This is a genomic window from Amycolatopsis sp. SID8362, from assembly GCF_010550475.1.
GTDB lineage: Bacteria > Actinomycetota > Actinomycetes > Mycobacteriales > Pseudonocardiaceae > Amycolatopsis > Amycolatopsis eburnea.
On record NZ_JAAGNB010000121.1, the window covers coordinates 1 to 607 of the forward strand.

Annotated in this window: 1 protein-coding gene; it reads right to left on the reverse strand. The window is 75.3% G+C overall.

Annotation, left to right across the window (positions count from 1 at the left end; all coding sequences use genetic code 11):
• Positions 1–102: 102 nt before the first annotated feature.
• The coding region (gene whiA, locus G3I65_RS04165) for a DNA-binding protein WhiA (protein WP_160694906.1) at positions 103–607 on the reverse strand (505 nt) is incomplete at its 5' end.

Consider the following 607-nt stretch of genomic DNA (forward strand, 5'->3'; position numbering starts at 1 on the left):
GGCCGGGCCCGACCGGCTCCTCGAGCTGATGGCCGGGCACGACCGCGCGATGCCGGTGTGATCGAGCCCCGCGACGACGCGATCCCGACGGCGGCCGACCCGTCAGGCGTCCTCTTCTTCCAGCATCTCCGGGGTGACCGCGGACTCGGTGTCCGGGATGCTCAGGTCCTTCGCCCGCTTGTCCGCCATCGCCAGCAGCCGCCGGATGCGTCCCGCGACCGCGTCCTTCGTCATCTGCGGGTCCGACAGCTGGCCCAGCTCCTCCAGCGATGCCTGCCGGTTCGACAGGCGCAGCTTGCCCGCGGCCAGCAGGTGGTCCGGGGCCGTCTCGCCGAGGATCTCCAGCGCGCGCTCCACCCGGGCCGCCGCCGCCACGGCCGCGCGGGCCGAGCGGCGGAGGTTCGCGTCGTCGAAGTTCGCCAGGCGGTTGGCCGTCGCGCGGACTTCGCGGCGCATCCGGCGCTCTTCCCACTGCAGGACGCTCGTGTGCGCGCCCAGGCGGGTCAGCAGCGCGCCGATCGCGTCGCCGTCGCGGACCACCACCCGGTCGGCTCCGCGGACCTCGCGCGACTTCGCCTGGATGCCCATCCGGCGGGCCGCGCCGACC